At 72.9% G+C, this 6,642-nt stretch carries 6 protein-coding genes; 1 reads left to right on the top strand and 5 read right to left on the bottom strand.

The window, feature by feature from the left end; genetic code table 11:
• The first annotated feature begins 149 nt into the window (after window positions 1-149).
• A complete protein-coding gene (locus ABZS66_RS40195) occupies window positions 150-1,394 on the top strand; it encodes an acetyl-CoA C-acetyltransferase (RefSeq protein ID WP_354767268.1) in 1,245 nt (414 codons plus the stop codon).
• Here the strand turns inward: ABZS66_RS40195 and ABZS66_RS40190 are convergent.
• From ABZS66_RS40190 to ABZS66_RS40170, 5 genes are all read right to left on the bottom strand, one after another.
• The gene (locus ABZS66_RS40190) at window positions 1,391-2,320 is read right to left on the bottom strand and encodes a trypsin-like peptidase domain-containing protein (protein ID WP_354767267.1); all 930 of its coding nucleotides are present in this window, start codon (window positions 2,318-2,320) and stop codon (window positions 1,391-1,393) included. The two genes, ABZS66_RS40195 and ABZS66_RS40190, sit on opposite strands and share 4 nt — an antisense overlap.
• A gap of 42 nt (window positions 2,321-2,362) precedes the next feature.
• The gene (locus tag ABZS66_RS40185) at window positions 2,363-4,042 is read right to left on the bottom strand and encodes an aminotransferase class V-fold PLP-dependent enzyme (protein ID WP_354767265.1); all 1,680 of its coding nucleotides are present in this window, start codon (window positions 4,040-4,042) and stop codon (window positions 2,363-2,365) included.
• Between the two features lie 411 nt (window positions 4,043-4,453).
• Window positions 4,454-5,842: a histidine kinase gene (locus ABZS66_RS40180; protein WP_354767263.1), complete on the bottom strand. Its 1,389-nt coding sequence runs from the start codon at window positions 5,840-5,842 to the stop codon at window positions 4,454-4,456.
• Window positions 5,843-5,879: 37 nt separating this feature from the next.
• A complete protein-coding gene (locus ABZS66_RS40175; RefSeq protein ID WP_354767261.1) occupies window positions 5,880-6,287 on the bottom strand; it encodes a hypothetical protein in 408 nt (135 codons plus the stop codon).
• Entirely contained in the window at window positions 6,257-6,598 is a 342-nt protein-coding gene (locus ABZS66_RS40170; protein ID WP_354767259.1) for a hypothetical protein, read from the bottom strand. Before ABZS66_RS40170 ends, ABZS66_RS40175 begins: the two co-directional genes overlap by 31 nt.
• Window positions 6,599-6,642 lie beyond the last annotated feature (44 nt).

The following is a 6,642-nucleotide window of genomic DNA, read 5'->3' as shown; positions in this document are numbered from 1 at the left end:
AACGCGGACCTGGAACGCGGACCTGGAACGCGGACCTGGAACGCGGACCTGGAACGCGGACCTGGAACGCGGACCTGGAACCGACACTTGGCGTGCAGGTTTGTCACACCCGCTCGCCCGGTGTCGTTACCCAAAGGTAACGTCAGGGCATGCCGGAAGCTGTCATCGTCGCCACCGCCCGGTCCCCGATCGGCCGTGCCGCCAAGGGATCGCTGCGCGACCTCCGCCCCGACGACCTCACCGCCACCATCGTCCGGGCCGCGCTCGACAAGGTCCCGCAGCTCGACCCGCGGGACATCGAAGACCTGTACCTCGGCTGCGGCCTGCCCGGCGGTGAGCAGGGCTTCAACATGGCCCGCGTGGTGGGCACCCTGCTCGGGTTCGACCACCTGCCGGGCGCCACCACCACCCGCTACTGCGCGTCGTCACTGCAGACCACGCGCCAGGCGTTCCACGCGATCAAGGCCGGCGAGGGCGACGTGTTCATCTCCGCCGGGGTCGAGTGCGTCTCGCGGTACGCGCGGGGCAACTCCGACGTCCTGCCGCCCGACGCGGCCGCGGCGGTCGGCGGCTCCTGGCACAACCCGGCGTTCGCCGAGGCCTACGCCCGCACCGCCAGGAGCGCCGAGGGCGGCGTCACCTGGCACGACCCGCGCGAGGACGGGCTGCTGCCCGACATCTACGTCGCGATGGGGCAGACCGCCGAGAACCTGGCCCAGATCGAGGGCGTGACCCGCGAGGAGATGGACGAGTTCGGCGTCCGCTCGCAGAACCTCGCCGAAGAGGCGATCAAGAACGGCTTCTGGGCCCGCGAGATCACGCCGGTGACGACGCCGTCCGGCGACGTGATCACGGCCGACGACGGCCCCCGCCCGGGCGTGACGATGGAGGGCGTCGCCGGGCTCAAGCCGGTGTTCCGCCCCGACGGCCGGGTCACGGCCGGCAACTGCTGCCCGCTCAACGACGGCGCCGCCGCCGTGGTCGTCATGAGCGACGTCAAGGCCCGCGAGCTCGGCATCACGCCGCTGGCCCGGATCATCTCGACCGGCGTGACCGCCATGTCGCCGGAGATCATGGGCATCGGCCCGGTCGAGGCGTCCCGCAGCGCGCTCAAGCGGGCCGGCATGACGATCGACGACGTCGACCTCGTCGAGATCAACGAGGCCTTCGCCGCCCAGGTGATCCCGTCGTATCGCCGGCTGGGCATCCCGCTGGAGAAGCTCAACGTCAACGGTGGCGCCATCGCCGTCGGTCACCCGTTCGGCATGACCGGCGCCCGGATCACCGGCACGCTGATCAACTCGCTGCAGTGGCACGACAAGTCGATCGGCCTGGAGACCATGTGCGTGGGCGGCGGCCAGGGCATGGCGATGGTCCTGGAGCGGCTCAGCTAGGTCAGCGGCTCCGGCACCGCCACGACGTCCACCAGGGCGTCCTTGCGCAGCACGGTGATCGGCAGGCGGGTGCCGATCGCCGGGCCCAGCATGAGCCGCTGCACGTCCTGCACGCCGATGATCGGCCGGCCGCCCGCGGAGATCATCACGTCGCCGACGTAGAGCCCGGCCTCGCCGGCCGGGCTGCCCGGCACCACCTCGACCAGCCGGAGGCCCTTCTTCTGCCCGGTGCGCTCCGCCAGGGGCTGGGGGAGGGTCACCGGGGTGCCGGCCACGCCGAGCCAGGCCCGGCGGACCTTCCCGCTCGACATGAGCTCCGACATGATCAGCCGGGTGTTGGTGTTGATCGGCACCGCGAGGCCCAGCCCGATCCCGGCGACCGCGGTGTTGACCCCGACCACCTTGCCCGTCGAGTCGGCCAGCGCACCGCCGGAGTTGCCCGGGTTGAGCGCGGCGTCGGTCTGGATCACGTCGTCGATGAGCCGCACGTGCCGGCCGTCGCGGACCGGCAGCGAGCGGCCCAGGGCGCTCACCACGCCGGCGGTGACCGAGCCGGCCAGCCCGAGCGGGTTGCCCACGGCCACCACGAGCTGGCCGATGCGCAGGTCGTCGGCGTTGCCGAGGGTCGCCGGCGGCACGCCCACCTCGCGGATGCGCAGCACCGCCAGGTCGGCGAGCGGGTCGGCGCCCACCACGTCGAACCGGGTCTGGGTGCCGTTGGTGAACTCGGCCAGGCCGCCGTCGGCGCCCGCGACGACGTGGGCGCTGGTCAGGACGAAGCCGTCCGGGGTGTACACCACGGCCGAGCCGGCCCCCTCGCCGCGCCGGCTGCGCACGGTCAGGCTGGCCACGCTCGGCAGCAGCGAGGCCGCCACGCTGGAGACGACCCGGCTGTACGCGTCAAGGGCGTCGATTTCTGGGTCCATGCCGGTTGGAACACCCGGCCGTCGCCCGGCATGCCCGCCCGGTTACGCCAACAGCGATACCGCCGGCAGGTCGAACCAGCGCAGCGCCTCGAAGTTGGCCGACACGATGCCGTCCGGCTGCTGCTGCTCGTCCGTCCCGAGGGACTCGACCAGCTCGCGGGCAAATCGCAGATATCCGGACAGGTCGGACTCGGGGGCCCGCTCGTGCCGCGACGGCCAGCGCAGCTCGCCGGACTCGTCGTAGTGCAGCTCGGACAGCCGCAGCGGCGGCTCGACCAGGCCGTCGCGGTGCCTCCAGAGCCCGGTCTGCGGGTCGAAGCGGTACTGCGGCAGCAGCGCCCAGCCGTGGGACGCCACGATGTGGACCGCCTCCACGATGTACCGGAACACCGTCGGCGAGATGAAGTAGTTGAAGCTGACCCGGACCCACCCGGGCTTGATCCCCTCGCATCCCGCGATGATCTCCTGCTCGAACCGGTGCGAGCGCTCGATGTCGATGCCGAGCAGGCGGTGGCCGTACGGGCCGGCACAGGAGCAGCCGCCCCGGGACTGGATCCCGAACAGGTCGTTGAGCAGGGCGACCACGAAGTTGTGGTGCAGATAGCGCCCGCCGGGCCGGCGGATCACGAACGACACGATCGACAGCCGCGAGGCGTCGAGGTTGCCGAGGATCTCGATGTTCGGGTTGGTCCGCCACGACGTGATCGCCTCGCGCAGGAAGCCCTCCTCCAGGGCGCGGATGGTGTCCGTGCCGACCGCCTGCTTCAGCTGGAACACCAGGCCGGCCCGGATCGACTCGACGATGGCCGGGGTGCCGCCCTCCTCGCGGTGCGCCGGGTCGGCGATGTAGTGGTGGTCGGTCGGGTTGACGTAGTCCACCGTCCCGCCGCCGGGCACCGTCGGCACCCGGTTGGTGAGCACCTCGCGGCGCACGACGAGGACGCCCGGGGTACCGGGGCCGCCCACGAACTTGTGGGGGGAGATGAACACGGCGTCCTTGTACTCGCCGGGCCCGGTGCCGTACATCGCGATGTCGACGTACGGCGCCGCCGCCGCGAAGTCCCAGAACGACAGCGCGCCGTGCTCGTGCAGCAGCGCCGAGATCGCGTGGGTGTCGGTGACGATGCCGGTCACGTTCGAGGCGGCGGAGAACGAGCCGATCTTCAGCGGCCGGTCGGCGTACCGCTCCAGCTCGGCGCGGAGCCGGTCGAGGTCGATGAGCCCGTTGTGGTTCTCCGGGATCACCACCACGTCGGCGATCGACTCCCGCCACGGCAGCTCGTTGGAGTGGTGCTCGAACGGCCCGATGAACACCACCGGCCGCTCGGCGGCGGGGATCGCGTCCGACAGCGCGTAGCGGTCCTCCAGGCCGGCCGGCACCCGCAGGCCCAGGATGTGCACGATCTTGTCGATCGCCGCCGTCGACCCGGAGCCGGTGAAGATGACGACGGTCTCGGCGTCGCCCCCGACCGCCTCGTTGACGATCTGGCGGGCGTCCTCGCGCAGCCGGGTGGTCTGCAGCCCGGTGCCGGACGACTCCGTGTGCGTGTTGGCGTACCGCGGCAGCACCTCGTCGCGGACGAACCGCTCGATGAAGTCCAGCGCGCGGCCGGAGGCGGTGTAGTCGGCGTACGTGACGCGGCGAGCGCCGAACGGCCCCCACATCACCTGGTCGTCGCCGATCACCGCGTCACGGATACGGGCTAAGAGGGGGCTCTCCATGGCGACATTATGGGTGGCGCCCCGCCGTCCCCGCTCGGGTGGTCGGAAGGATGTCGCACTGGTTGTCCGCCCAGGTCGGCGGCCTGACTGCTTACATCGACCTCGGCAACCGGGCTCCTTCCTCCAGCACGATCGTTGATCCCCGCGGAGACTTCGGCGCACCCGCCAACGTACGTGGTCCCGCAACACAAAAGATCCGCCCGGGAACGGTTGCCGGCATGCCTCCGTCGGCTCCGAACGCCTCCGGCCAGGCGTCCTCCCCAGGGAACGGGCGGATCCACCCGGCAGGCGAGTGCACGTCGTGGTTCCCCGCGTACATCGCGGCCGCGCCCTCGCCTGCCAGCACCAGTGCGGCCCGGGATCCTGTGGATCCCGGGCCGCACTGTGCCGGTGTCGGCCCGGTTGCCCGTGCTACTCGGGGATCGGCAGTTCGAGGTCGAGCGCGGTGCCGCCGCCGCGTGGGCTGAAGAGCGTCATCGTGCCGCCCAGCGCCTCGATGCGGTCGCTGATGCCGATCAGGCCGGAACCCCGGTGGGGGTCGGCGCCGCCCTTGCCGTCGTCGCTCACCGACAGGTGCAGCCGCTGCTCGCGCACCCCGAGCGAGACGTGGACGACCGAGGCCTCCGCGTGCCGCGCGGCGTTGGCCAGCGACTCCGCGACCACGTAGTACGCGACCGCCTCGAGCGACTCCGGCAGGCGGGTCTCCAGCAGTACCTCCAACTCCACCGCGACCGGCGAACGCCGGGCCAGCGCCTTCACCGCCGAGGCCAGCCCGCGGTCGGTGAGGATCTGCGGATGGATGTCGCGCGAGATCTCGCGCAGCTCGTCGAGCCCGGCCGCCAGCCCGGCGGCCACCGCGGCGAGGCGGTCCCGCAGCTCCGGCAGGCCGGGCGGCACCTCGTCCTGGGCCGCCCGCAGCGCCAGCCCGAGCGAGAACAGCCGCTGCTGGACGCTGTTGTGGAGGTCCCGCTCGATGCGCCGGCGGGTCTGGTCGGTGGCGAGCACGACGCGGGCCCGCGACTCGACGAGGTCGGTGCGGGCCTGGGCGTTGGCGATCGCGGTGGCGACGAGCTCGGTGCAGTCGGCCAGCCGGAGCTCGGCGTCGCAGGGCAGCGGCTCGTCACGCACCATCGAGGCGGTGACGACGCCCCAGAGCCGCCCCTCCACGTAGATCGGTGCACCGACCGCCGACCGGATGCCCTTCGCGAGCAGGAACTCGGCGAGCGGGCCGGCCGAGCGCGTGTAGCTGTCCATGCGCGCGGCCCGTCCGGTGCTCTTCACGGCCGCCGAGACGCTCTCGCCGGAGAGCGATATCCGGGTCCCGGCCGGCAGCAGTACCCCGGGCCAGCCCCACAGCGCGACGATGGTCCCCGTCCCGTCGGGCTCGTACCGCACGATGTTCGCCCCGTCGGCCCCGATGAGCCGCCCGAGCTCCGCCGTCACCGCGTCGAACACCTCCGACGGCGACACCCCGCGGGCGACGAGCGTGGCCACCCGCCGCAGGGCGGTCTGCGCCTCGACGAGCTGCGCGAGCCCGTCGAGGCTGCGCCCGAGCGAGGCGCCGAGGACGTTGAGCGACCGCCCGAGCCGGCTGATCTCGCCGAGCCCGGTGCGCAGCAGCCGTGGGTCGAGCCGCCCGCCGGCGAGCTGGTCGGCGATGACCGCGGTCTTGCGGATTGGCTGGACCACCACGACGACGAGGTACGCAGCCACCACGAGCAGCACCGCGCACGCCACGAGGCCCCCGGTGAGCGCCCCGACCAGTACGGGCGTCGGCACCCAGACCCCGGTCGGCACCACTCGCGCCGCTCCTTCCGCCACACCTGCTGAGCGGCGGTTACCTGCCCGCTGCGCTCCTGCTCATGCGGACCACCTCGACGATCCCGCCGCACAGCACCCCGAGGGCCCCCACCCCGGCGACGACGATCCCGAGCGCCGGGTCGTGCGAGTTGTCGACGTGGTCGGGCGCCCGGACGATGTCCGCACAGGCCTTGGCGACGACCACCCCCGCGACGCCCCCGGCGAGCACCGCGACCACCGGCAGGTGGCGGATCGCGACGGCGGCGACGATCCCCATGGCGAGGGTGAGGAGGCCCCCCGACTCCAGCCCGGACACACCGACCGGCCCGCCGATGGTCCCGTTGACCTCCCAGCTCATGAGCGACCCGGCGACGAGCACCGCGCCCGACGCGACGACGCCCCGCCGGACGGCGCTCAGCTGACGTACCAGTCGAACAGCACCCACCCGGGCGGCGTGGCCATGACGGCGAGCATCACGACGGTGGCGGCGGTGGCCCCGGCGAGCCACGCCCAGGCCGGCCGGTCCTCCCTGAGCCGCGGCGAGGCCAGCCCCGGCGCCGCGACGAGGACTGCCGCGACCGCCGGCACGAACCCGAGCCCGACGACGGCGACCGCCGGCCAGGCCCACGCGGGTGGCGCCTGCTCGGGGAAGGCGGGGGCGTCACTCGCCAGGTAGGCGACGGCCGCATACCCGTAGAGCGCGACGATCACCCCCTGGATCACCACGAGCGTCCAGGGCAGCCGTCCTGCGGTCATGGTCCCGGATGTTATCGACCGGCGCCGCTGCGCGGTGCCCCGCT

The organism is Dactylosporangium sp. NPDC005572, assembly GCF_040605515.1.
Lineage (GTDB): Bacteria > Actinomycetota > Actinomycetes > Mycobacteriales > Micromonosporaceae > Dactylosporangium.
This window is presented reverse-complemented; position numbering and strand designations above follow the sequence as displayed.